This window comes from Gordonia sp. NPDC003425, assembly GCF_053588635.1.
Genome location: NZ_JBSFQI010000016.1, coordinates 63,740 through 87,623 on the forward strand (window position 1 = coordinate 63,740; position 23,884 = coordinate 87,623).

General features: G+C 68.0%; 25 protein-coding genes. 11 read left to right on the top strand and 14 right to left on the bottom strand.

Going from position 1 to position 23,884, the window contains the following annotated elements; genetic code table 11:
- The first annotated feature begins 95 nt into the window (after nucleotides 1–95).
- The 4 genes from ACWDTD_RS17050 (at nucleotide 96) to ACWDTD_RS17065 (ending at nucleotide 4,348) form a co-directional block, all read left to right on the top strand.
- Nucleotides 96–866 carry a DeoR/GlpR family DNA-binding transcription regulator gene (locus tag ACWDTD_RS17050; RefSeq protein WP_449748309.1) on the top strand — a complete coding sequence of 257 codons (771 nt, stop codon included), beginning with the start codon at nucleotides 96–98 and terminating at the stop codon, nucleotides 864–866.
- Complete coding sequence (locus tag ACWDTD_RS17055) at nucleotides 863–1,828, top strand: 1-phosphofructokinase family hexose kinase (RefSeq protein ID WP_449748310.1); 966 nt, start codon at nucleotides 863–865, stop codon at nucleotides 1,826–1,828. Before ACWDTD_RS17050 ends, ACWDTD_RS17055 begins: the two co-directional genes overlap by 4 nt.
- 133 nt (nucleotides 1,829–1,961) lie before the next feature.
- On the top strand, nucleotides 1,962–4,055 hold the full coding sequence (locus ACWDTD_RS17060; RefSeq protein WP_449748311.1) for a PTS fructose transporter subunit IIABC: 2,094 nt from the start codon (nucleotides 1,962–1,964) through the stop codon (nucleotides 4,053–4,055).
- 32 nt (nucleotides 4,056–4,087) lie between these two features.
- A complete protein-coding gene (locus ACWDTD_RS17065; protein ID WP_449748312.1) occupies nucleotides 4,088–4,348 on the top strand; it encodes an HPr family phosphocarrier protein in 261 nt (86 codons plus the stop codon).
- Between the two features lie 59 nt (nucleotides 4,349–4,407).
- Here ACWDTD_RS17065 and hflX read toward each other — a convergent pair whose 3' ends face one another.
- The 4 genes from hflX to ACWDTD_RS17085 are packed head-to-tail and all read right to left on the bottom strand — an operon-like array spanning nucleotide 4,408 to nucleotide 8,634.
- The gene (gene hflX / locus ACWDTD_RS17070) at nucleotides 4,408–5,892 is read right to left on the bottom strand and encodes a GTPase HflX (protein ID WP_449748313.1); all 1,485 of its coding nucleotides are present in this window, start codon (nucleotides 5,890–5,892) and stop codon (nucleotides 4,408–4,410) included.
- A gap of 46 nt (nucleotides 5,893–5,938) precedes the next feature.
- Nucleotides 5,939–6,841 (bottom strand): diaminopimelate epimerase, encoded by a 903-nt coding sequence (gene dapF / locus ACWDTD_RS17075; protein ID WP_449748314.1) that lies wholly within the window; start codon nucleotides 6,839–6,841, stop codon nucleotides 5,939–5,941.
- Nucleotides 6,842–6,898: 57 nt separating this feature from the next.
- Nucleotides 6,899–7,837, bottom strand: coding sequence for a tRNA (adenosine(37)-N6)-dimethylallyltransferase MiaA (gene miaA, locus ACWDTD_RS17080; protein WP_449748315.1), 939 nt, complete (start codon nucleotides 7,835–7,837; stop codon nucleotides 6,899–6,901).
- Nucleotides 7,834–8,634: a hypothetical protein gene (locus tag ACWDTD_RS17085; RefSeq protein ID WP_449748316.1), complete on the bottom strand. Its 801-nt coding sequence runs from the start codon at nucleotides 8,632–8,634 to the stop codon at nucleotides 7,834–7,836. Before ACWDTD_RS17085 ends, miaA begins: the two co-directional genes overlap by 4 nt.
- Before the next feature lie 234 nt (nucleotides 8,635–8,868).
- Between ACWDTD_RS17085 and ACWDTD_RS17090 the strand changes: the two genes are divergently transcribed.
- Complete coding sequence (locus ACWDTD_RS17090) at nucleotides 8,869–10,275, top strand: DUF349 domain-containing protein (RefSeq protein ID WP_449748317.1); 1,407 nt, start codon at nucleotides 8,869–8,871, stop codon at nucleotides 10,273–10,275.
- Nucleotides 10,276–10,378: 103 nt separating this feature from the next.
- Here the strand turns inward: ACWDTD_RS17090 and ACWDTD_RS17095 are convergent, their stop codons facing one another.
- Complete coding sequence (locus ACWDTD_RS17095) at nucleotides 10,379–11,065, bottom strand: Rv2732c family membrane protein (protein ID WP_449748318.1); 687 nt, start codon at nucleotides 11,063–11,065, stop codon at nucleotides 10,379–10,381.
- A gap of 67 nt (nucleotides 11,066–11,132) precedes the next feature.
- The gene (miaB, locus tag ACWDTD_RS17100; protein ID WP_449748319.1) at nucleotides 11,133–12,734 is read right to left on the bottom strand and encodes a tRNA (N6-isopentenyl adenosine(37)-C2)-methylthiotransferase MiaB; all 1,602 of its coding nucleotides are present in this window, start codon (nucleotides 12,732–12,734) and stop codon (nucleotides 11,133–11,135) included.
- Between the two features lie 177 nt (nucleotides 12,735–12,911).
- Between miaB and gluA the strand changes: the two genes are divergently transcribed.
- The 4 genes from gluA to ACWDTD_RS17120 are packed head-to-tail and all read left to right on the top strand — an operon-like array spanning nucleotide 12,912 to nucleotide 16,251.
- Nucleotides 12,912–13,640 carry a glutamate ABC transporter ATP-binding protein GluA gene (gene gluA, locus ACWDTD_RS17105; RefSeq protein WP_449748358.1) on the top strand — a complete coding sequence of 243 codons (729 nt, stop codon included), beginning with the start codon at nucleotides 12,912–12,914 and terminating at the stop codon, nucleotides 13,638–13,640.
- Nucleotides 13,640–14,674 (top strand): glutamate ABC transporter substrate-binding protein, encoded by a 1,035-nt coding sequence (locus ACWDTD_RS17110; RefSeq protein ID WP_449748320.1) that lies wholly within the window; start codon nucleotides 13,640–13,642, stop codon nucleotides 14,672–14,674. The genes gluA and ACWDTD_RS17110 overlap by 1 nt, the downstream gene beginning before the upstream one ends.
- Nucleotides 14,675–14,689: 15 nt before the next feature.
- The gene (locus ACWDTD_RS17115; RefSeq protein WP_449748321.1) at nucleotides 14,690–15,361 is read left to right on the top strand and encodes an amino acid ABC transporter permease; all 672 of its coding nucleotides are present in this window, start codon (nucleotides 14,690–14,692) and stop codon (nucleotides 15,359–15,361) included.
- The gene (locus tag ACWDTD_RS17120) at nucleotides 15,358–16,251 is read left to right on the top strand and encodes an amino acid ABC transporter permease (RefSeq protein WP_449748322.1); all 894 of its coding nucleotides are present in this window, start codon (nucleotides 15,358–15,360) and stop codon (nucleotides 16,249–16,251) included. The genes ACWDTD_RS17115 and ACWDTD_RS17120 overlap by 4 nt, the downstream gene beginning before the upstream one ends.
- Before the next feature lie 41 nt (nucleotides 16,252–16,292).
- Here the strand turns inward: ACWDTD_RS17120 and ACWDTD_RS17125 are convergent, their stop codons facing one another.
- From ACWDTD_RS17125 to pgsA, 7 genes are all read right to left on the bottom strand, one after another.
- On the bottom strand, nucleotides 16,293–16,814 hold the full coding sequence (locus ACWDTD_RS17125; RefSeq protein WP_449748323.1) for a regulatory protein RecX: 522 nt from the start codon (nucleotides 16,812–16,814) through the stop codon (nucleotides 16,293–16,295).
- 8 nt (nucleotides 16,815–16,822) lie between these two features.
- The gene (gene recA, locus ACWDTD_RS17130; protein ID WP_449748324.1) at nucleotides 16,823–17,866 is read right to left on the bottom strand and encodes a recombinase RecA; all 1,044 of its coding nucleotides are present in this window, start codon (nucleotides 17,864–17,866) and stop codon (nucleotides 16,823–16,825) included.
- A 308-nt stretch (nucleotides 17,867–18,174) separates the two neighbouring features.
- On the bottom strand, nucleotides 18,175–18,369 hold the full coding sequence (locus ACWDTD_RS17135; protein WP_449748325.1) for a DUF3046 domain-containing protein: 195 nt from the start codon (nucleotides 18,367–18,369) through the stop codon (nucleotides 18,175–18,177).
- Between the two features lie 9 nt (nucleotides 18,370–18,378).
- Entirely contained in the window at nucleotides 18,379–19,578 is a 1,200-nt protein-coding gene (locus tag ACWDTD_RS17140) for a glycosyltransferase (protein ID WP_449748359.1), read from the bottom strand.
- Nucleotides 19,575–20,402, bottom strand: a complete 828-nt coding sequence (locus ACWDTD_RS17145; RefSeq protein ID WP_449748326.1) for a PspA/IM30 family protein — start codon at nucleotides 20,400–20,402, stop codon at nucleotides 19,575–19,577. The genes ACWDTD_RS17140 and ACWDTD_RS17145 overlap by 4 nt, the downstream gene beginning before the upstream one ends.
- Nucleotides 20,403–20,510: 108 nt before the next feature.
- On the bottom strand, nucleotides 20,511–20,855 hold the full coding sequence (locus ACWDTD_RS17150) for a helix-turn-helix domain-containing protein (protein ID WP_449748327.1): 345 nt from the start codon (nucleotides 20,853–20,855) through the stop codon (nucleotides 20,511–20,513).
- A gap of 184 nt (nucleotides 20,856–21,039) precedes the next feature.
- Complete coding sequence (gene pgsA / locus ACWDTD_RS17155; protein WP_449748328.1) at nucleotides 21,040–21,714, bottom strand: CDP-diacylglycerol--glycerol-3-phosphate 3-phosphatidyltransferase; 675 nt, start codon at nucleotides 21,712–21,714, stop codon at nucleotides 21,040–21,042.
- 92 nt (nucleotides 21,715–21,806) lie between these two features.
- On the opposite strand from pgsA, the gene ACWDTD_RS17160 reads away from it, so the two are divergent.
- A complete protein-coding gene (locus tag ACWDTD_RS17160; protein ID WP_449748329.1) occupies nucleotides 21,807–22,379 on the top strand; it encodes an amino-acid N-acetyltransferase in 573 nt (190 codons plus the stop codon).
- A gap of 41 nt (nucleotides 22,380–22,420) precedes the next feature.
- Nucleotides 22,421–22,705, top strand: coding sequence for a YciI family protein (locus tag ACWDTD_RS17165; RefSeq protein WP_449748330.1), 285 nt, complete (start codon nucleotides 22,421–22,423; stop codon nucleotides 22,703–22,705).
- A gap of 65 nt (nucleotides 22,706–22,770) precedes the next feature.
- On the opposite strand, the gene ACWDTD_RS17170 is transcribed toward ACWDTD_RS17165, so the two are convergent.
- Nucleotides 22,771–23,787: a TerC family protein gene (locus ACWDTD_RS17170; protein ID WP_449748331.1), complete on the bottom strand. Its 1,017-nt coding sequence runs from the start codon at nucleotides 23,785–23,787 to the stop codon at nucleotides 22,771–22,773.
- Nucleotides 23,788–23,884: the final 97 nt, after the last annotated feature.

Here is a 23,884-nt window from a genome sequence, read left to right on the forward strand (position 1 = left end):
CAAACGGGCGTAAACAAACAGATAGGAACATCGAAAGCCACACATAGTCACAGACCGCCGGACTTGCCGGCGCTGGAGCTCAGATCGGAGACAGTGTGTACGCCGAGGAACGACAACAGGCGATCACCGAACAGGTCCTCACCCACGGGCGCGCGTCGGTGACGGCTCTCGCATCCCATTTCGACGTCACCAGCGAAACCGTTCGCCGCGATCTGGCCGCCCTCGAACGCGCCGGACTGCTCCAGCGGGTGCACGGCGGTGCGGTACGGCCCGGGCTGGTCACAGTGATCGACGAGCAGGGCATCGACGAACGCGAAAGCTCGCACACCACGCAGAAGGAGGCGATCGCCCGGGCAGCCATTCGCTTCCTGCCCCCCGACGGCGGATCGGTGATCTTCGATGCGGGCACCACCACCCATCGAACCGCGCAGCTGTTGCCGCACGATCGCCGCCTCACGCTGGTGACCACCAGCCTCCAACTCGGCGCCGTGCTGACCGCGTACGGCCGATGCACCCTGCAGATGATCGGCGGCCGGGTCCGCGGTCTCACCCAGGCCGCGGTGGGCGCCGACACCGTCGCCGCACTCGGCAAACTGCGCGTCTCCACCGCCTTCGTCGGCACCAACGGAATCAGCGAAGCGCACGGCCTGTCCACCCCCGACCCCGACGAGGCCGCGGTGAAGGCAGCCATCGTCAAGGCGGCACAACGGGTGATCGTGCTCGCCGACTCATCCAAGATGAATCGCGAGGACCTGAGCTCGTTCGCCGACCTCGAGGACGTCGATGTGCTCGTCACCGACGACGCGATCGATCCGGAGTTCTCCGCGGCGCTCTCCGCGCGCGGCATCGAGGTCGTGATCGCATGATCCTCACCGTCACCGCCAATCCCAGCCTCGATCGCACCCTCGAGATCTCCGGGCCGCTGCTGCGCGGCGAGGTGCAGCGCGCGGTCGGCGTCCGCGCCGAGCCCGGCGGGAAGGGTGTCAACGTTGCCCGGGTGATCGCCGAGGCCGGAATCGCCACCACCGCGATCCTGCCCGCCTCGGACACCGATCCACTGCTCGCCGCACTCGACGACGTGGGCCTGTCGTACCGCACCGTTCCGGTCGCCGGCGAGGTGCGGTCCAACATCACCATCGCCGAACGCGACGGCACCACCACCAAGATCAACGCCTCGGGTCAGCCGCTCGACAGCGCGCGACTGCGGATGCTCACCGACCTCATCCTCGATCTCGCAGATGGTGCCGGCTGGGTCACGCTGTGCGGATCGCTGCCTCCCGGCGTACCCACCGACTGGTATCGGACGGTCGCCGATCGTCTCGTCGGACTCGACTGCCGCGTGGCGATCGACACCTCGGGTCCACCGCTGGTCGACGCGGTCACCGGCCGCGTCGACCTCGTCAAACCCAACGACGAAGAACTCGCCGAGGTATGCGGTGCCGATCCGGCCGTGTTCGCTGCCGCGGTGGCCGGCGGCGACCTCGGACCCATCGTGGCGGCCTCCGCGCACCTCATCGGCACCACCGGCGGTGCCGTTCTCGCCACCCTCGGCGCCACCGGCGCCGTCCTGACCACGCCGTCGGGAAGCTGGTTCGCCACCCCGCCACCGATCGTCCCGCGCAGCACCGTCGGCGCCGGGGACGCGTCGCTGGCCGGTTACCTCATCGCCGAATCGCGAGGGCTCGACGAACCCGACCGGCTGCGCTGGGCGGTGGCCAACGGGGCCGCCGCTGCCGCACTCCCCGGAACACAACCACCCCGACCCGACCATCTCGACCTCGACGGCGTCACGGTCACCGACCTCGCAGGAGCCGCCCCGATCAGTTGACACCCACCGACACGCTCCGACGACGAAGCGGCCGGTACATCCGGCTCCCGGGTCCTTCACCGGACCGACCAGACGGTCACCCACCACCTTCGGCGAGAACGCCGCACATCCACCCCATCAGTAAAGGAAAGTCATGTCCGACCAGATCATCACCGTCGACACGGTGAATCTCGACGTCGACGCCGGCGACGACCCGGCCGCGGTGATCACCTTCCTGGCCGACGAACTCGGTCAGGCGGGACGCACCACCGATCCCTCCGAACTCGCCCGCGCAGCGCTGGCCCGCGAAGCGAAGTCGGCGACCGGCCTGCCCGGCGGCATCGCCATCCCCCACGCGCGCGCCGCATCGGTGACCGAGGCCAGCCTCGCGATGGCGCGTCTGTCACGCAAGGTCGATTTCGGGGCCCCCGACGGCCCCGCCGACCTCGTCTTCCTCATCGCCGCACCCGCCGGCGGAGCCAGCGAGCACATGAAGCTGCTCAGCTCCCTGGCCCGCGCTCTCGTCCGCCCCGATTTCGTGGCCGCACTTCGTGCGGCACCGACCGACAGCCGCGTGGTGGAACTGGTGAACGAGGCGATCAACCCCGCGCCCAGCACACCCGCTGCCGCACCTGCCGCAGCCGCATCGGCCGGATCAGCGTCGACAGCAGCCCCCGCGGCGACGTCGTCGACGACCACCGACGGTGCGAAGCGACCGTCGATCGTGGCGATCACCGCCTGCCCCACCGGTATCGCGCACACCTACATGGCCGCCGACGCACTCAAGTACGCCGCCGAGCGGGCCGGTATCGACTTCCACGTCGAGACGCAGGGCTCGTCGGGCACCACGCCGTTCGCGCCCGACGTGATCGCCGGTGCCGACGCGGTCATCTTCGCCACCGACGTGGGCGTGAAGGACAAGAGCCGCTTCCACGGCAAACCGGTGATCAGTTCGGGCGTCAAACGTGCCATCAACGATCCCGATGCCATGATCGCCGAAGCGGTGAGCGCGGCACACGATCCGCGCGCGGCACGCGTCGAGGGCGGTGCCGACGACGCGTCCCCCGACGCCGAGGGCGCATCCCACGGCGGCGGCCTGAGCCTCGGCAAGCAGCTGCAGCAGGCACTGATGACCGGTGTCAGCTACATGATCCCGTTCGTCGCTGCCGGCGGCCTGCTGATGGCGCTTGCATTCCTGCCGTTCCTCGGCACGTACAAGATCGCCAACAAGGACATCGAACCCGGCCAGTCGATATCGAATGGCGCGTACATCGCCCTCCACAACTCCCTCTGGGACCTGCCCTCGGGCGGTCTCGGGCAGTACATCGGCGCGGTGTTGTTCGCGATTGGTTCGCTCGCCATGACGATGCTCGTGCCGGTACTCGCCGGGTACATCTCCTTCGCGATCGCCGACCGACCCGGGATCGCACCGGGCTTCGTCGCCGGACTGGTCTCCGTCGCGGTGGGCGCCAGCTTCATCGGCGGCCTGGTCGGTGGCCTCATCGCCGGTGTGGTGTGCCTCTGGATCTCACGAATCCCCTTGCCGCAATGGGCACGTGGCCTGCAGCCCGTGATCATCATTCCGCTGCTGGGCAGCCTCGTCATCGGCTGCCTGATGTTCATGCTCCTGGGCCGCCCGCTGGCCTGGGTGACCACCGAGATGACCGACGCCCTCAAGGGCATGAGTGGCGGTTCGGCGATCGCACTGGGCGTGGCTCTCGGCCTCATGATGTGCTTCGATCTGGGCGGACCGGTCAACAAGGCCGCCTACCTGTTCGCCACTGCCGGGCTCGACATCGGCGGCACCGCGCAATTGGAGATCATGGCTGCGGTGATGTGCGCCGGAATGGTGCCTCCGCTGGCCATGGCACTGGCCACCGTGGTGCGTCCCGCGCTGTTCACCGAACCCGAACGCGAGAACGGTAAGGCCGCATGGCTTTTGGGGGCGTCGTTCATCTCCGAGGGCGCCATCCCGTTCGCCGCGAAGGACCCCCTGCGCGTCATCCCGTCGATGATGGCCGGCGGCGCACTGGCCGGAGCCCTGATCATGGCCTTCGGCGTCACCCAGTACGCACCGCACGGAGGAATCTTCGTGTTCTTCACCATGAACCACTGGTACCTGTTCCTGGTGGCCCTGGTCGCCGGAACGGTGCTCGCGGCATTCCTGGTGGTGGTGGCCAAGGAGTGGAAGCACGTCCGTGCCGCGGCCACCCAGAGCGCACCGGAACTCGAAACCGTCCCAGCCTGAGCAACCAACCCCGATAGTCGAAGGAGAACATCATGCCCAGCACCACCGTCGTCGTCGGCTCCGCCGTCGGCCTCCACGCCAGGCCCGCCACGATCATCGCCGAGGCCGTTGCCGATGCCGGCACGCCGGTCACCATCGGACTCGAAGGGGGTGAACCGGTGGACGCCGGGTCGGCCCTGATGATCATGACCCTGGGCGCCGAGAAGGGCGCCAGCGTGGTGGTCGCCTCGGACGACCAGGCGGCGCTCGACGCGATCGCCAAGCTGGTCGAGGCCGACCTCGACGCCGAGTAGCATCCCGACAACGAACGGCCCGGCGCAGATGCGCCGGGCCGTTCGTGCGTATCGATACGTCAGGACACGGTGAGCCCGGCGAGTTCTCCGGCGAACGCGGCGGGCACCCGCACCCGCATCCGGGTGCCGTCGGCGCCATGGTCGGCCGAGAGCACCTCGCCCTCCCGGTGAATGCGCGACACCAGATCACCGCGGGTGAAGGGAATGTCCACGGTCAGTTCGACGTCGGTGCGCCCGATGAACTCGCGCACCCGGTCGAACAGTTCCGGCAGGCCCTCACCGGTGCGGGCCGAGACGAACACCGCTCCGTCGAGTGCCCCCCGCAACTCGGTGAGCCGGGTGGCGTCGACGGCATCGATCTTGTTGATCACCAACATCTCCGGCGGCGCGGGCACCCCCTCGTCGGCGACCACCTCGTTGATCACCCGCCGCACCGCAGCGATCTGCTCCATCGGGAACGGATCGGAACCGTCGACGACGTGCAGCACGAGGTCGGCGTCGACGACCTCCTCGAGGGTGGATCGGAATGCCTCGACCAGCTGGGTCGGCAGGTGCCGGACGAAGCCGACGGTGTCGGTGAACACCACCTCACGCCCATCGTCGAGGGTGGCACGACGCGTGGTGGGGTCCAGCGTGGCGAACAGCGCATCCTGCACCAGCACACCCGAGCCGGTCATGGCGTTGACCAGGCTGGACTTTCCGGCGTTGGTGTAACCGGCCACGGTGATCCGCGGCACCGGACCGCGGGTGCGGGCGGCGCGTTTGGTGACGCGCGCGGTCCGCATGCCGCGGATCTCGCGCCGCAGCTTCGCCATACGCTCGCGGATGCGCCGACGGTCGGTTTCGATCTTCGTCTCGCCGGGTCCGCGCAGACCAACACCGCCGTTGCTGCCGGCGCGACCGCCCGCCTGCCGGGACATCGACTCGCCCCAGCCGCGCAGTCGCGGCAGCATGTACTCCATCTGGGCCAGCGCCACCTGCGCCTTGCCCTCCCGGGAACTCGCGTGCTGGGCGAAGATGTCGAGGATCAGCGCGGTGCGGTCGATCACCTTGACCTTGACGACCTTCTCCAGGGCGGTGAGCTGCGCGGGGGTGAGTTCACCGTCGCAGATCACGGTGTCCGCGCCGGTGGCGAGCACCACCTCGCGCAGTTCGGCGGCCTTGCCCGAGCCGATGTAGGTGGCGGGGTCGGGCGTCGACCGACGCTGGATCACCGCGTCGAGTACCGCCGAGCCGGCGGTCTCGGCGAGCGCGGCGAGTTCGGCCATGTTGGCCCGTGCCTGGGCGGCGGTGCCCTCGGTCCACACGCCGACGAGGACCACCCGTTCGAGTCGCAGTTGGCGGTACTCGACCTCGGTGACGTCGGTGAGTTCGGTGGAGAGCCCGGCCACGCGTTGCAGCGACGCACGATCCGAGAGCTCGAGGTCACCGATGGTGGGGGTGGGGGTGGATGCCCGATCCTCGGGGATCTCGATCAGATCGTCGGACAGATCGATGGGATGGTTGTCTGGCAGGTCATGTACCTGTGCTGATGATTCGGTCATACACCATCCATGGTGACACGCCCGGTGCCGATCGAGCACCTGGATTTCAGTCGGGGCGGTTCCACCCGGGCCGAAACCGTCCGTCGGCGACGAGAGCCGAGGGTCCACGCAACCAGGAGTCGCCGTCGACGATCCGCACCTCGACCCGGCCGCCGGGCACGTCGATGACGAGTTCACCGGTATCGCGGCCCAGCGCGTCGAGTGCGGCCGCGCCGGCCGCCACCAGCCCGGTGCCGCAGCTGCGCGTCTCGCCGACACCGCGTTCGAACACCCGCATCCGCGCCGCGAAGCGCTCGCCATCGCGTAGTTCGGGTGGAGTCAGGAGTTCCACGTTCGCGCCATCGGGAAACGCGCCCTCCTCGAGAGTGACGCCGGTGGTGAAATCGACCGCACCCAGGTCGGCGGCCGTCAGTTCTGGCACGACGCAGGCCAGGTGCGGGTTGCCCACGTCCACCGCGACGCCGCGATAGAGGTCGTCGCCGATGCGGACGGTGGCCTCGTCGCCGAGGGCGGCCGGTCCCATCCGGACGCTCACGTCGGCGTGCACGGCGTCGAAGGAGTGCACCACCACCGGACGGGCACCGGCACGGGACCCGACGGTGAATTCGTCACGGCCGACAAGCTCGATGGCGCGCAGATGGTGGGCGAACACCCGCACCCCGTTGCCGCACATCTCGGCAATGGAGCCGTCGGCGTTGCGATAGTCCATGAACCAGTCGTCGGGAGCCACCCCGGCGGGCAGGGTGTCGAGAACTCCGGCCGCGACCAGGGCGGCCGAGCGGGCGACCCGGAGCAGCCCATCGGCGCCGACACCGCGTTGCCGATCGCAGATGACGCTCACCGCGTCCGCGGTCAAGTCGATCTCCGCTGCCGGGTCGGTGAGGATCACGAAGTCGTTCTGGGTGCCATGCCCCTTGACGAAGTCGAGCGTCTCACCGATCGCAGTCACCCGACCAGCCTACTGCGTCACACACAGACCCCCACGGCACGCACAGACCCCGGCGGCTCACTCGTCGACGACGTGCAGCGCGGCGTCGAGCAGTGCCGGAGCGCCGGCGTCGAGCCACACGATCCGGTGGTCGCGCCGGAACCAGGACCGCTGGCGACGCACGTAGCGCCGGGTGCCGATGAAGGTGAGTTCCTCGGCAGTCGCCACATCGAGTTCCCCGCCGAGCACCGCGAGCACCTGGGCGTAGCCGATGGCGCGGCGCGCCGTGACGCCCGAACGCAGCCCGGCGTCGACGAGTGCACGCACCTCGTCGATCAGGCCGCCGGCGAACATCGCCGCGGTGCGCCGACGAATCCGGTCGTCGAGTTCTGCGGTGTCCCGGTCGAGCGCGAGGATCCGGGTACCCCACCGCGGCTCCCCGATCTGCGGCGCCGAGGCGGCAAACGGTGCGCCCGTCAGTTCCACCACCTCGAGGGCCCGCACGATGCGGCGGCCGTCGGTGTCCAGGATCGACGCCGCGGCAGCCGGGTCGACCTCGGCGAGACGCCGATGCATCGCGGCCACGCCCTCCTCGGCGAGCAACGCCTCGTAGCGGACGCGTACCTCGGGATCGGTTGCGGGGAAACGCCAGTCGTCGAGCAGGCCCTGGATGTACATCATCGAGCCCCCGACGATGACCGGGGTGCGGCCCGCGGCGAGCAGCGTCTCGATGTCGGTGGTCGCCGCTTCCTGGTACCGGGCCACCGTCGCGATCTCGGTCACGTCGAGTACGTCGATCTGGTGATGCGGGATCCCGCGGCGTTGCGACGGTGGGAGTTTGGCGGTGCCGATGTCCATGCCGCGGTACTGCTGCATCGCGTCGATGTTCACGATCTCACCGTCGAGGTGTGCGGCGAGGTCGAGGGCGAGATCGGACTTCCCGGTCGCGGTGGGTCCGACCACCGCAACGGGAGTGGGCCGCTCGCGCGCAGGCCGGGGAGCGCCGGCGGCAGTCATGGCGCCCCGGCACTCGTCGTCACGGGTTGCCAGGACGCCACCACGTAGCCGACGCCGAAAGGTGCGTCGGCGAAGAGCAGTCGCACATCCATCGCCCGGTCCCCCACCAGGCCGGCGCTCACCTGCCACGCGGCCCGGCCCGCCGCCCCCTCGGTGCGGCATTCAACCGTCGACAGATCACCCAGCGCCGAAACATCGCCGGTGCCGATCGCGTCGACGATCCGCTGCTGCAGGTCGACGGCCGTCTCCCGGCGACCACCACCCGGGGCGGTGGGGCTCAGCGCAGTCGCGCCGTCGGCGACGACGAGAACTCCGATCGGCTCGTCCGCGTCGTCCACCTCACGTGCCAGGCGTTCACCCAGCGCGATACAGGCCGGGGGCGATGCGTCGGGATCGACGATGACCGGACGCACCGACCGCGCACCCGAACGCTCCCGCAGCCATCCCGCGACCAGCATCGACAGCGGAAGGCGTCCACCGTCGTCGGTATCGCCTCGCGGTCGGGCGGCCAGCGTGACGGGCACGTCCACCCCGAAACGGGCGAAAGTGCCTGATGCGGGCACGCTCGACCCGAATGTGGGCACGCTCGACCCGAATGTGGGCACGCTCGACCCGAATGTGGGCACGCTCGACGGGTCTGCGGCGCCGATGGCAATCCAGCGGGAGGCGGCAGCGGCGAGACCGTCTCCGGCGTGCAGCGTTGCCGTCCGGACCGGCACGGTGTCGAGCGCTGCGGGACCGGCCAATTCGGGCACCAGGAGCGGAGCACTCGGGACGAACACCACGGACGCGAGCACGCCTGACACGCTAGCCGACACAGGTCGATCACCGCCGTCGTGGCCACCGTCGTGCGACCGGATGTCACACAGGTCCCACATCGCCGTCCCTGACCTGCTTGAATGAATGTGCCCGGAGGAACCCCCGCACGCGTTCGGTACCCGCAGTGCCAGCGCGACGGCGTTCTGCCCGGGGGTGAAGTGACCGGCAGCCGTGGCGCGCGGCAGCAAACCTGCTCAGAGGGGCATCAGGACATGACCAGCGACGAGAACACCCCGGCCCAGACGCCGTCCGCGGAGAGCGCCGTCGAATCGACGCCGCCGCCGAAACCCGCTCCCGGACCCAAACCGGGGCCCCGTCCGGGTCCTCGTCCCGGCCCGCGCCCCACCGCCCCCGCGGTCACCGCCCCGGTCGGGTCGCCCGTCTCGAGGACCGCCGCGCATCCCGACCCGCACCGGTTCGGGCGCATCGACGAGGCCGGCACCGTGTGGCTAATCACGGCCGACGGGGAACGGGCGATCGGTTCCTGGCAGGCGGGGTCGGTCGACGACGGACTCGCCCACTTCTCCCGCCGCTACGACGACCTGGCCACCGAAGTGGAGATCCTCGAGGAACGGCTCTCGGCGCGGTCGGGCGATCCGCGTAAGTCGCAGGCGGCGGCGCGTCACCTGCTCGACGCTCTCCCCGACGCCGCGGTGATCGGCGACGTCGGCGCCCTCGAACGCCGCCTGACCGCCATCGTCGGTAACGCCGACGAGGTGGCCGACACCCTCAAGGCCGAACGCGATGAGGCCAGAGCCGCCGCGATCACCCGCAAGGAACAACTCGCCGCCGAAGCCGAGACGATCGGCGCCGACTCCACCCAGTGGAAGTCCTCGGGCGACCGGCTCCGCGCCATCCTCGACGAGTGGAAGACCATCCGGGGAATCGACCGCAAGACCGACGACGCGCTGTGGAAGCGGTACTCCAAGGCGCGCGACGCGTTCAACCGCCGCCGCGGCGCACACTTCGCCGAACTCGACCGCGAGCGAGCCGGCGCCAAGGCACGCAAGGAGGAGTTGATCGCGCGCGCCGAGGAGCTGTCCGGGTCCACCGACTGGGGCGCCACGTCCGCGCGGTTCCGGGAACTCCTCGGCGAATGGAAAGCGGCCGGACGGGCGCCGCGCGACACCGACGAAGCGCTGTGGCAACGATTCAAGGCCGCGCAGGACGTGTTCTTCGCCGCACGCAACTCCGCGACCTCCGAACGCGACGCCGAATTCAGCGCCAACGCCCACGCGAAGGAAACGCTGCTCGCCGCGGCCGAGCGGTCGATCGATCCGGCCAGTGACCTCGACGGCGCCCGCCGGGAGTTCCGCGCGTTCCGGGACAAGTGGGACGAGATCGGCAAGGTACCCCGCGAGCAGATGCACTCCCTCGAGAACCGGGCGCGGGCGCTCGAGCGACGCATCCGCGACGCCGAGGACGCGCAGTGGCAGCGCACCGATCCAGAAGCCCAGGCGCGCGCGGCACAGTTCGCCGACCGTGCCGCCCACCTCGAGGAGCAGGCGCAGAAGGCGGCAGACCGCGGCAAGACGCGGGAAGCCGAGAAGCTGCGCGACCAGGCCAGGCAATGGCAGGAATGGGCCGAGGCGGCGCAGAGCGCCATCTCCGACCGCTGACGCCCGAGGCCCGTCCGCTTCAGTCAGCGCCCGGGAACATCAGCGGTCTGGAACATCAACGCCCGGGATCACCAGCGGTCTGGAACATCAGCGGTCTGGAGCATCAGCGGTCGGTGTGCGGTTTGCGCTGCAACTCGCGGACGGCGTCGTCGCGCGCGGATGCCTCCCGACGGCGTTCCTCCTCGAGCGCCAGGTGGTAGGTGCTGCGTGCCCACACCACCCGCGACCAGTGGAAGGTCAGCACCAGCAGCGCCAGCCAGCCCAGGATCAGACCCACTCCGACACCCGACGGGGGCGCCACTCCGCCCACTCCGGGCGTGTTGCGCGACCACCAGGCGAGCATTCCGGCCACACATCCGATGGCGCAGCCGCTCAGCGCGATCCACGCGATGATCCAGCGCCGGGTGACCAACGCGAGCATCGAGAAACCGATGCCGAAGATCACCAGCAGATAGACGAACACCTTGGAGGTGATCGTCACCCGTTCGGCGACGGAGTCGGGGGCGTCCGTGAGCACCTCGAGGCCGCTCGCCGAACCGGTGTGCGGCAACACCAGCGAGATCATCGCGACCAGCACCGCGACGGCGACCACCACCGCGCGCGCACCCGGATCGATCTCACCGGCCACCTTGCGTTCGGCCTTGCGCAGATCCTCGGCGTACCGAGCGAAGTCGGCTTCCATGTCCGACGACGTGGGTCGCACCGGCCCATCGGGGTGTGATCCCTCGCGACCGGTCTCGTGTGGTGGCTTGTTCCCGGGCGCTCGCTTGTCGGGTTGGTCGGCGGTCATGGCCGCACCTCTTCTCTGTTCCGTCGAGTTCGCGGCCGCGCTCGGCGCCGGCGCGCGTCGGATCGTGTCAGCCGCATGCTCCCGATTCACAGCCCGTTGCCGCCGGCATCGGCGCCGCACCCACGGTCGGCATTCCGAGTCCGACGCCGACCGGCGGCGTGGTGGGGGTCCGGCTCTGTTCGTGCGCGTCGCCGGCCCGTGTGCGGCGCAGCGTCGCGACCGGACCGTCGGCCATCAGGTGATGCGGCGCCGCGCCGGTGATGCGGGTGGTCACCACATCGCCCGGTCGGATGCTGCCGGTGTCGCGGCCGCCGGGGAGCTCGTCGGCCCGGAAATGTACGAGACGTCCGTCGCGGGCCCGGCCGGTGCGACGATGTGTCTGCGCGGACTTGCGGCCCTCGTCGGCCACCACGAGCAACTCCACCTCGCTGCCGATGAGCGCCCGGTTCTCGTCGAGACAGATCTGCTCCTGCAGCGCGATGAGCCGCTGGTAACGCTCGCGCACCACCTCCGGGGGCACCTGATCGGGCATGGTGGCCGCCGGCGTCCCCGGACGCGGCGAGTACTGGAAGGTGAACGCGCTCGAAAACCGTGACTGCGCAACCACGTCGAGAGTTGCGGCGAAGTCTTCCTCGGTCTCGCCGGGAAATCCGACGATGATGTCGGTGGTGATGGCGGCATGCGGCATCGCGTCGCGCACCTTGTCGAGGATGCCGAGGAACTTCGTGCTGCGGTAGCTGCGGCGCATGGCACGCAAGATGCGGTCGGACCCCGACTGCAACGGCATGTGCAACTGCGGACACACATTGGGGGTCTGTGCCATCGCCTCGATCACGTCGTCGGTGAACTCGGCCGGATGCGGCGAGGTGAACCGGACCCGTTCGAGTCCGTCGATGCGGCCGCAGGCCCGCAACAGATCGGCGAAGGCCCCACGGTTGCGGGGTTGCGCGGGGTCGGCGAACGACATGCCGTAGGCGTTCACGTTCTGTCCGAGCAACGTCACCTCCAGCACCCCTTGCTCGACGAGCGCGGACACCTCGGCGAGCACGTCACCGGGCCGGCGATCCACCTCCTTGCCACGCAACGCGGGCACGATGCAGAAGGTGCAGGTGTTGTTGCAGCCCACCGACACCGACACCCAACCGGCATAGGCGGATTCGCGTTTGGCCGGCAGCGTCGACGGGAACGCCTCGAGCGAGTCGAGGATCTCCACCTGGGCGGCGTCGTTGTGCCGTGCGCGGTCGAGCAGCGCGGGCAGGGAGCCGATGTTGTGGGTGCCGAAGACCACGTCCACCCACGGCGCCTTGCGCAGCACGGTGTCCTTGTCCTTTTGCGCCAGGCATCCGCCCACCGCGATCTGCATACCCGGACGCCGCGACTTGACCGGGGCGAGATGCGAGAGGTTGCCGTAGAGCTTGTTGTCGGCGTTCTCACGGACCGCGCACGTGTTGAACACCACGAGGTCGGCGTCCTCGCCGTCGGCGGCACGCACGTAACCGGCATCCTCGAGCAGTCCCGCGATCCGCTCGGAGTCATGGACGTTCATCTGGCACCCGTAGGTGCGTACCTCATAGCGCCGCGACGTCGACATCTCACCGTCGCGCCCACGTGCGGGTCCGGTCGCGGTGGATCCGGGCAGCTCACGCCGCTCCGACAACTCGATACTCACTGGATCCAGGATACGGGCCGAAGCAAATCGCCCGAAGCGAGGTGGTTTGTTGCCACGCCGAAATCGCGCTCGGCCGGTACAAAGCGCCGTGCGGCACTAAGGTTGCCTCGTATGACCGATTTACCGACGGGGGCGGCGAGCGAACCCTCTTCCGCGCATTCCGCGACCGACACCCCGATGATCACCATGCGAGGCGTCCAGAAACACTTCGGTGAACTCCACGTCCTCAAGGACATCGACATCGAGGTGCCCGCCGGCCAGGTGGTGGTGGTCCTCGGCCCATCGGGTTCGGGCAAATCGACGTTGTGCCGCACCATCAACCGACTCGAACCGATCGACACCGGTGAAATCCGGATCGCCGGTGAGGCCCTCCCCGCCGAGGGCAAGGATCTCGCCAATCTGCGCGCCGACGTCGGCATGGTGTTCCAGTCGTTCAATCTGTTCGCGCACAAGACGATCCTGCAGAACGTGACGCTCGCCCCGATGAAGGTGCGCAAGAAGAACAAGGCCGACGCGGAGAAACGCGCACTCGAACTGCTCGAACGAGTCGGGATCGCCACCCAGAAAGACAAGTATCCGGCGCAGTTGTCCGGCGGCCAGCAGCAGCGCGTCGCGATCGCGCGGGCGCTCGCGATGGAACCCAAGGTCATGCTCTTCGACGAGCCCACCTCGGCCCTCGACCCGGAAATGGTCAACGAGGTCCTCGACGTGATGGTGTCCCTCGCCAAGGAAGGGATGACCATGCTGGTGGTCACCCACGAGATGGGCTTCGCCCGCAAGGCCGCCGACCGGGTGATCTTCATGGCCGACGGCGCGATCGTCGAGGACACCGACCCCGACAGCTTCTTCGACAACCCCCAGTCCGAGCGCGCACGCGACTTCCTCGGAAAGATCCTGGGTCACTGATGAATCACACGAGAAGAACGGCATCGACGCCGCTCCCCCGGCGTCACCGCACCCGGGCCGCGCTGCTGCTGGCGGTGCTCGGCGTTCTCGCCTCGCTGATGGCCGCATGCGGCAGTTCCGAGCCGCGCAGCCTGGTGGACTCGATTCGCAGTGGCTCGGTGGTACTCGGCACCAAGTTCGACCAGCCCGGATTGGGCATCTACAACCCCGACCAGACGATGAGCGGCTTCGATCCGGCCGTGTCGAAATACGTGGTCGATCACATCGCCGACTCGATGGGCGTGGCGCATCCGAAGATCAGCTGGCGCGAGACACCGTCGGCCAGACGCGAGGCGATGATCGATCACGGCGAGGTGGACATGATCGCGGCCACCTACTCGATCACCTCGGCGCGCGCGAAGAAGGTGTCCTTCGGCGGACCGTATCTCATCACCTATCAGGGGCTCATGGTGCGGGCGTCGGACACGTCGATCACCGCCCTCGCCGATCTCGGCAAGGGCAAGAAGCTGTGCTCGGTGACCGGCTCCACCTCTGCCCAGAACGTCAAGGCGCAGTTACCCAATGTCGAGTTGCAGGAGTACGACTCCTATTCGGCGTGCGTGGAGGCGCTGCGCCGCGGCAAGGTGGACGCGCTCACCACCGACGAGTCGATCCTGGCCGGATACAACAACTTCTGGAAGAACGAGTTCCGCCTCGTGGAGATGACCTACCTGAAGGACGCGTGCGTCAAGGACGCACTGAAGACGGCGGGTACGCCGTTCTCCACCGAGCGTTACGGCATCGGCCTGGCCAAGGGTGATCAGGAATCGGTCGACAAGGTGAACGAGGCTCTCGACGCGATGCTCGCACCGGGGCCGGACAACGCCCCGTCCGCATGGCTCACCGCGCTGCGCGACAACCTCGGCGCCAGCTATGTCAACGAGATCGAAACGCGTGCGGCGCAACCGGATTCCAAGTTCAAGTTCATGCCGACACCCGGCGACCTGGACTTTCTCGATTCCACGTCCACGCCGTGCCCGCCGGGCCTGCAGTGAGGGAGGTGACCGATCATGAGTGAACTCTGGGAAGACATGGGGCCACAGTTGTGGCCGGCGTTCTGGGTGACCATCCAATTGACGTTCTGGTCGGCGATCGGTTCGCTGATCTGGGGCACGATCCTGGCGGGTATGCGGGTGTCGCCGATCCCGGTGATGCGGTCCTTCGGCACCCTGTACGTGAACATCGTGCGCAACACCCCGCTGACCTTGATCGTGTTGTTCGCGGCGGTGGGCCTCTACCAGAACCTGGGTCTGACGTTCTCGTCCACCATCAAGACGAACAACTTCTGGCTCGCGGTGCTGGCGTTCATCGTCTACACCTCGACGTTCGTGTGTGAAACGCTGCGATCCGGCTTCAACACCGTGCCGATCGGTCAGGCGGAGGCGGCCCGATCGCTGGGGCTCTCGTTCAACCAGGTACTCGGCATCATCGTGCTGCCGCAGGCCCTGCGGTCGACGATCGGGCCGATGGGTAGCGTGCTGATCGCGCTCACCAAGAACACCACGATCGCGTCGGTCATCGGCGTCGCCGAGGCAGCGGCCCTGATGAAGACCGAGATCGAGACCTTCGCCGATCAATTGCTGGTGATCTTCGCGGTCATCGCTGTCGGATTCATGATCATCACCCTTTCGGAGGGCGCCGTGTTCGGCTACCTCGCACGACGTCTGGCGGTGAAGCGATGAGCCAGGCCACCGTCCTCTACGACGCGCCCGGTCCACGGGCCCGCGTCCGGAACATGATCATCGCCGTCGTCTTCATCGCGGTGATCGTCGCCATCATCGCCTACGTCGTGGTGATCTTCGCCGGCAACGACCAGTTCGCGGGCGAGAAGTGGAAGCCGTTCATCACCGCGAGCACCTGGACGGGATACATCCTGCCCGGCCTGTGGCGAACATTGGCTGCCGCCGCGGTGTCGATCGTGCTCTCGCTGATCCTCGGTTCGGTGCTCGGCATCGGACGGCTGTCCGACCATGCGTGGGTGCGTGGCATCGCCACGCTGTTCATCGAGGTGTTCCGCGCCATCCCGGTGCTCATCCTGATGCTGTTCCTGTGGTTCTTCTTCGCCGAGTACGGAGTGCTGCCGTCGTCGTGGTTGGCGTTCGGGGCCGTGGTGTGCGGTCTCACCCTGTACAACGGCTCGGTGATGGCCGAGATCCTGCGCTCGGGTATCAACTCGCTGCCGGCGGGGCAGACCGAGGCCGCCAAGGCGCTCGGGTTGCGCAAGACGCAGATGATGCGTCTCATCCTGCTGCCGCAGGCCATCACGGCGATGTTGCCCGCACTGATCTCGCAGATGGTGGTGGCGCTCAAGGACACCGCGCTCGGCTACGTCATCGGTTACTCGGAGATCATCCACATGGGCCAGCTATCGGCGGCCCGCTACGGCAACTACATCCCGGTCCTCATCGTGATCGCGATCATCCTGATCCTGATCAACTTCGGGCTCTCTAGCCTGGCCACCCGGCTGGAGCGCACGCTGCGCGAGGGCCGCAGCAGCGCCGGGACAGCCGATGGCGAGGAAGCCGACATGGAGGCGATGGAAAACATGCCACGCTTCGGCGGGAAGGCCTGACCGGGCGGGTCACTCTCGTCCGTCGTACTCGGTCTGCCTGCTCAGTCGGGGGTCGCCGAGTCGAGTGCCTCGGTGACGACGTCGATCGCCATCGACTGCGGGTATCCGCGGCGGACCAGCATGCCGACGAGACGCCGAAACTGCTTGTCGCGCAACACCCGGTCAGCGCTGGCGAGTTCGTCGACGACGCGAACCGTCAGCTTGCGCGCCACGAGGGCGGCCGCGGCGGCGCGCTCGGCATCCGGGTCGACGTCGTCGAGGGCGCGTTCGGCGACCGCGGGGTCGATGCCCTTCTCCGCGAGTTCGTGACGCAACGCGACCCGGCCCCGACCCGAGTACGTGTGCCGGGACCGCACCCACTCGGTGGCGAAATCCTCGTCGTCGAGAAGCTCAGCCTTGTCGAGCCGGGCCATCACATCGGCGACGGTGTCCTCGTCGAATCCCCTGCGCGTCAACCGCTGCGCCATCTCGGAGCGGCTCCGCGCGCGAACCCCGAGGAGCCGCAGCGCGGCGTCCCAGGCGCTGGGGCCCGACGGCTCCCCGGGGTCGGCGGCCGAACTCATTGCGGTGATCAGAACTCCACCGGTGCGGGGGCGATGTCGTCGGCGTCGACCACTGCACCGATTCCGAGCTTCTCCTTGATCTTCTTCTCGATCTCGTCACGGATGTCGGAGTTCTCGAGCAGGAACTTGCGGGCATTCTCCTTGCCCTGGCCGAGCTGGTCGCCCTCGTAGGTGAACCACGATCCGGACTTGCGGATGAAGCCCTCCGACACACCCATGTCGATGAGCGAGCCCTCCTTGGAGATGCCCTGCCCGTAGAGGATGTCGAATTCGGCCTGCTTGAACGGCGGGGCGACCTTGTTCTTGACGACCTTGACCCGGGTGCGGTTACCGACCGCGTCGGTACCGTCCTTGAGGGTTTCGATGCGCCGGACGTCGAGTCGCACCGACGAGTAGAACTTCAGCGCCTTGCCGCCGGTGGTGGTCTCCGGGGAGCCGAACATGACGCCGATCTTCTCGCGCAGCTGATTGATGAAGATGGCGGTGGTCTTCGAATTGCTCAGCGCCGAGGTCATCTTGCGCAACGCCTGACTCATCAGACGAGCCTGCAGGCCCACATGACTGTCACCCATCTCGCCCTCGATCTCCGCGCGCGGCACCAGCGCGGCGACGGAGTCGATGACCAGGATGTCGAGGGCGCCGGAGCGGATCAGCATGTCGGCGATCTCGAGTGCCTGCTCACCGGTGTCCGGCTGGGAGACGAGCAGTGCGTCGGTGTCCACACCGAGTTTGGCGGCGTAATCGGGATCGAGGGCATGCTCGGCGTCGATGAACGCGGCGATCCCGCCGGCGGCCTGCGCGTTGGCGACCGCATGCAGTGCCACGGTGGTCTTACCCGAGGACTCCGGGCCGTAGATCTCGATCACGCGGCCGCGCGGCAGACCTCCGATGCCCAGTGCGACGTCGAGGGCGATGGAGCCGGTCGGGATCACCTCGATCGGTTGACGACTCTCCTCGCCCAGGCGCATCACCGAGCCCTTGCCGAAATTCTTGTCGATCTGCGCCAACGCGAGGTCGAGCGCCTTCTCGCGGTCCTGCGGAGCTGCTGCCATGGGAATCTCCTCGATGGTTCGGGGCCGGGGCCGACCCGTTGGTGTCCGGTCGATCAGGTCTGCATCGATCCGTTGTGCCCCGCACGCTAGCCACTGCCTCCGACAATCCCGTTTCCGCAAAGGAACCGACCTGTGGAGAACCTTGACTCAGCGGTGGCGACAAACGTTCAGACGCTCGCCCTCCCGGCGTGGTTCCGGTCTCCACCACAATGGACGAACGTGTGTTCGATGGCAAGCATGACACGCGGGCGCGTCGACTTTTCCACCAACGGTGAACGGAGGGGTTTCGGTGACGGCGGGGGTTTCGATCACCACTGTTCGCGCGGCACGTCGAAATCGCGGCAGATCGCGATCCACACGTCTCGCGGGTCCACCCCGTCGTCGATCGCGCGGGCACCGGTGCGGCCACCGAGGTCGATCAGCACGTGATCGGCGAGGATGGCATCCGCCGATGCCACCCCGAAATGGGATGTCATCAACTCGGTGAATTCGGTGAGCCGCACGCCAGCAGCCTACGTGCCGACCGTGTCGAGAACGCCACGGACGATCCGGACCGGATCGACGGCGTCGGCAACGGATTCACCCGCAGCCACCGCCGCGGCCCGGTAGGCCGGTTGGGCCAGCACACCCTCGATCGCACCACCGAGGGCTGCGCGGGTGACCGGCCGCACCACCACCCCGCTGCCCTGACGCCGAATCCGATTGGCCAACTCCCACTGGTCACCACCACCGGGTACCGCCACCACCGGGACCCCGGCCAGCAACGATTTGGCCAGCATCCCGTGCCCGGCCCCGCACACCACCAGGTCGGCGTCACCGAGCACCTCGTCCTGGCGGGCCAGCCCACTGGTGACCGCCACCGAACCCGCGTCCGCGAGCACCTCGTCGGAGGGTTGGTGAAGCGACGAGATGATCACGCGCACCGGGGTTCTGGTGGAGATCTCGCCGAGCGCACCCAATGTTTCGGCGAGCATGTCGGGGGCGCCGATGACTGCGGTCGACGGGGCGAGAACCACCAGCGGCCCGGTACCCGCCGGGCGATCGAAGATCTCGGTGGTCGGTTCCCACAACAGCGGTCCCACGATGTGGGTGTCGGCCGGCCAGTCCGGTCGCCACACCTCGAGTGCGGGCAAGGTTGCCACCAGATGAGCCGACGGCGCCGGCGCGGTCGCCGGTAGTCCGATCCCGGCGCGCGCCGCGGACCGCTGTCGAACCCCCAACGCCACCGACCGGTTGCTCGCCGTCCGCATCGCGACGTCGCGCAGGTGTCCCATCACGCCGCGGCCCGGCGCCATGCCCGCGCCCACCGGCGGTCTGCCGCGAGACGGCTCATACAGCGGGTGCGGCGAGAGTTCGACCGCGGGCAGACCGCACAGTTCGGCAGCCCAGGCGCCGGCGAGGGTGATCACGTCGTAGATCACCAGGTCGAACCCGCGGGTGGCCAGGACGGGGGCCAGTTGCACCGCCATGCGGGCGGCGCGGGTGCTCAGCTTGTCGCCCGCGTCGAGATCATCGTCGGCGCCTGCCACCTCGAGACCCGGGAGTTCGGCGATGTCGATGCCGCGGGCGGTGGCCACCGGATACCACGTGGTGCCGGTGAACACCGTCGCCGAGATGCCGTCGTCGGTGCAGCGTTGCGCCAGCGCGAACGCCGGGAACGCGTGCCCTGCGTCGGGTCCGGCGACGATCGCGACCCGGGGTCGGCGACTCAGTTTCCGGTCTGCGGCTGTTCGGCGACCGGTTGGCCGGGGTTGGGTTGTGCATCCTGGCCAGGCTGGGGAACGCCGGCCGCGCCTTCACCCGACGGGAGTGCGCCGCCGTTCATGCTGGCCCGGATCTGCTCGAGGCGCGCGTGCCCGGCCATCTGCACGCTGGCCTGCTGAACCTCTTGCATGCGGCCCTGCACCGAGTTCTTGGCCAGTTCGGCGGAGCCGAGCGCATCGGCGTAGCGGCGTTCGATCTTGTCGCGAACCTGATCGAGGCTGGGCGTGTTGCCCGGAACCGACAGCTCACTCATCTGATTGAGCGACGCGCTGACCTGTTCCTGCATCTTGGCCTGCTCGAGTTGGCTGAGCAGCTTCGACCGTTCGGCGAGCTTCTGCTGAAGGATCATCGCGTTGCGTTCAACGGCCTGCTTGGCCTGCTGCGCCGCCTGCAACGACTGGTCGTGCAGACTCTTGAGATCCTCGACGCTCTGCTCGGCGGTCACCAGCTGTGCGGCGAAAGCCTCGGCGGCGTTCGCGTACTCCTGGGCCTTTTGTGCATCACCGGCGGCACTGGCCTGATCGGCCAGGGTCAGTGCCTGACGGGTGTTGGCCTGCAGTTTCTCGATCTCTTCGAGCTGACGGTTGAGCTTCATCTCAAGCTGGCGCTGGTTGCCGATGACCGCGGCGGCCTGCTGGGACAGCGCCTGGTGCTGACGTTGCGCATCCTCGATGGCCTGCTGAATCTGGATCTTCGGGTCAGCGTTCTCGTCGATCTTCGCGTTGCCCGCCGCCATCAGGTAGCGCCACAGCTTCACGAATGGGTTCGCCATGCGTTCGTCAACTCCGTTCAACGATCAGGTGAGTACGGGGATCTCTGTGAGATCCGGATGTTTCGCCCACCAATCTAGCGTCTGAACCGGCGATGTGGAGCAGTCCGACTATGCAGCGGCCAAAGCGGTGGGACGGTGGTGCACCTCGGGTGCGGGAATCACGACCTTGGTGGCCGCGATGGCGGCATCACCGGAGACGGTGGCCTCGGCGTCGGCCATGGCGGGCCGCAGCGCGCTTCCGACCTCGAGGAGCAGATCGGCGATCTCCACGTCGAGCGCGTCGCAGATAGCCGCGAGCAGTTCACTGGAGGCTTCCTTCTGACCGCGTTCGACCTCGGACAGATAGCCGAGACTCACCCGCGCAACGGAGGACACCTCGCGCAACGTCCGGCCCTGCTGGGTGCGCACCCGGCGCAGGCTGTCGCCCAGCGCCTCTCGCAAGAGCATCGCCATCGAGTCTCCTCTCGGTGTCCTTCGGGAAACCGCCCGGTGAGCAGTCGCCGTGTGCAGTCAACGCCTGACGGCCCCGCCACGTTCCCCCATCGACGCGATCGGGGTAACCCTCAGCGCGTGTGCACGACAGTAGTCGAATATCCCGACAGGTGCCGGTCTGCGGTAGCAGGGCGCGGAGAAGAGGTCAGACGGAGTCGGTGCGACGAGGCACCGACTGGTGTTCGGCATGGTCGGCAGCCGTGGTCCCTGCGCCGGTGGTGTCATCGCCGGCGCTCCCGGCGCGGGCGCGCACCCGCAACGCCCGCCAGGTGTAGTCGAGCCCGGTCGCCACGGTCACGATCACCGCCAGATACATCACTGCCATCGCCGCGATGTGCCAGGCCCCGCCGAGTGGGAGCAGCAACAACCCGATGGCGATCGCCTGAAGCAAGGTCTTCAGCTTGCCGCCGCGACTGGCCGCGATGACGGCATGCCGCCGCACCCAGAACCGCAAGGCGGTCACCCACAGTTCGCGCGCCAGGATGATGCCCGTCACCCACCACGACAGTTCCCCGAGCACCGACAGCCCGACGAGTGCGGCACCGATGAGGGCCTTGTCGGCGATCGGGTCGGCGAGTTTGCCGAAATCGGTGATCAGCCCACGTTCGCGTGCCAGCCGCCCGTCGATGCGGTCGGTGAACGCAGCCCCGGCAAAGATGAGCGCCGAGGCGATTCGCCATCCGGTGTCGTGCCCGCCGTCGGCGAAGAGTGCGACGAGAAACACCGGGACCAGCACGATCCGGAACACTGTCAGCGCGTTGGCGATGTTGACCACCGGCACCGGATCGACCGGATCGGTGATGGGATCGTGGCTGCGCACGGTCTCAGCGTATCGGCCGCGCGGTGTGAATCCGAATACCAGGTGTCCGGCAGGGACGAAACCCCGTCGGGTGCCGACTAGTCTCTGTGTGCATGGCCTCTCCCGAACCGGTGTCCATGGCCTCTCCCGAGCCCGGTCGCGAACCCACGATCCGGCGTGCCCGCACGTCCGACGTGCCGCGCATCAAAGAACTCATCGACCGCTACGCAGGTCGGATCCTGCTGGAGAAGAACCTGGTGACGCTGTATGAGGCCGTGCAGGAATTCTGGGTGGCCGAGGTCGACGGCGTCGTGGTGGGCTGTGGAGCGCTGCACGTCCTGTGGGCCGACCTCGGCGAGGTGCGCACCGTGGCCGTCGATCCCGCGCTCGCCGGCCGCGGCATCGGCCACCACCTCGTGAGACGGCTGATGGACATGGCCCGTGAACTCCAGTTGTCGCGGGTGTTCGTCCTGACCTTCGAGACCAGATTCTTCGGTCGCCACGGTTTCCGGGAGATCGAGGGCACCCCGGTCACCCGCGAGGTGTACGAGGAGATGTGCCGCTCCTACGACACCGGTGTGGCCGAGTTCCTCGATCTGAGCTACGTCAAACCCAATACGCTGGGCAACACGCGGATGCTGGCGACACTCGACCCGCACCCCGACGACGATCCGCTCGTCCGATGACCACCCGATAACCCACCCACCCGACGTCAGGAGCCCCGATCGTGGCCTTTTTCGCCGTCCACTACACCTACGAACCGGCCAAGGCGGCGTTACGCGACCAGTACCGTCCACTGCACCGCGAGTGGCTCGGCGAGGAGTTCAAGGCGGGCAATGTGCTGCAGGCCGGCGCCTACCCCGATGGCTCGGGTGCGCTGATCGTCATCCGGGGCACCGACCTCGACGGCGCCGAGGCGTTCATGGCCAACGACCCGTTCCTCGCGCATCAGGCCGTCGATGCGGTGCGGGTGGTCGAGTGGTTCCAGCTCTACGGCCCGTACGACGACTGAATCCCGCTGTCGTATGTGGCCGCTTCGTCGACTCCTGATCGGCGACCGGCTCCACACCCCGGCGGCTAGTGATCCGACCGGTCGGCGTCAGCCGGCGCTGTCGCCGCGCCACCACCGCCCCGCGACCGCAACAGACTCGCCACCGTGGTGATGACGAGAGTGCCGATGATGACGCCCAGCGACATCGGCGTCGAGATCTCCGGCACGGGCACATGCTCACCCCCGTTGATGAAGGACAACGTGTTCTCGTGCAGCGCGTGCAGCACCAGCTTCACACCGATGAAGGCGAGGATGAACGAGAGCCCGTAGGACAGGTACACCAGCCGGTCGAGGAGTCCGCCGAGCAGGAAGTACAGCTGCCGCAGACCCATCAACGCGAAGGCGTTGGCGGTGAACACCAGGTAGGGCTCCTGGGTGAGGCCGTAGATCGCGGGAATGGAGTCGAGCGCGAACAACAGGTCGGTGAAACCGATGACGATGAGCACCATCAGCAGCGGCGTGGCCATCCGCTTGCCGTTCTCCTTGGTGAACAGCTTGTCGCCGTCGTAGTTGTCCGCCGTGCGCAGACGCTTCTTGAGGAATCGCTCCAGCCGGGATTCGCGCTGCTCCTCGTGCTCCACCGGATCGTCGCTCTCGCTGAGCAGTTTGATGGCGGTGTAGATGAGGAAGGCACCGAAAAGGTAGAACACCCAGCTGTAGGCGTTGATCGCCGCCGCGCCGACCGCGATGAAGATGCCGCGCATGATCAGCGCCATCACGATGCCCAGCAGCAGCACCTTCTGCTGGTACACCTTGGGCACCGCGAACTTCGTCATGATGATGACGAAGACGAAGAGGTTGTCCACCGACAGCGCCTTCTCGGTGACGTAGCCCGCGAAGTACTCGCCGCCGTAGGTGCCACCCCACCGCCACCAGACGAACAACCCGAACAGAACCGCGATCGAGATGTAGACCGCGGACCAGAACCCGGATTCGCGCAGCGTCGGGGCGTGCGGCACACGCACGTGCGCGAAGAAATCGAAGACGAACAGGCCCAGAATCACCAGACAGGTGATGATCCAGACGGTAGGTGACACATGCATGGGTGCGATCTCCTCCAGCGCGCAACAGAAGTGCGATGCCAGAGGTCTCTCCCGCCGGCGTCGTGCCGACCGGCGCGCCCGGGTGTGCAGTGGTGAT